Consider the following 391-nt stretch of genomic DNA (forward strand, 5'->3'; position numbering starts at 1 on the left):
CTTGAACCACTCCGGGTCCCGGTCCTTGGCGGGGGTGTCCTCGAAGGTGTCCGGAACGGGCTCGTTGACGATCATGTTGTGGGTGACCCTCCGATCTGCGGGGAGCCGACGGTGAGAACATGCGCTCCGCCCGGTGCGAGACGGACATAGTTGGCCCTGCCCCAGTGGTAGGTCTCGCCGGTGAGCTCGTCGTGCACCGGGACCGTCTCGTGCCAGTCCAGGCCGAGTCGCGGCATGTCCAACGAGACCGTGGCCTCCTGGGTGTGGTGCGGATCGAGGTTGGCGACCACCAGAACCGTGTTCGAACCGGCCCGCTTCGAGTAGCCGATGATCTCGTCCTTGTCCACGTGGTGGAAGTGCAGATTGCGCAGCTGCCGCAGGGCCGGGTTCT

At 65.7% G+C, this 391-nt stretch carries 1 pseudogene; it reads right to left on the reverse strand.

Annotation, left to right across the window (positions count from 1 at the left end):
* Window positions 1–71 precede the first annotated feature (71 nt).
* Window positions 72–391, reverse strand: a pseudogene (locus HCJ93_RS29095) (alpha-glucosidase C-terminal domain-containing protein); the annotation flags it as partial.

Origin of the sequence: Streptomyces composti, from assembly GCF_012034205.1 — a bacterium.
In the GTDB taxonomy this organism is placed as follows: Bacteria; Actinomycetota; Actinomycetes; order Streptomycetales; family Streptomycetaceae; genus Streptomyces; species Streptomyces composti.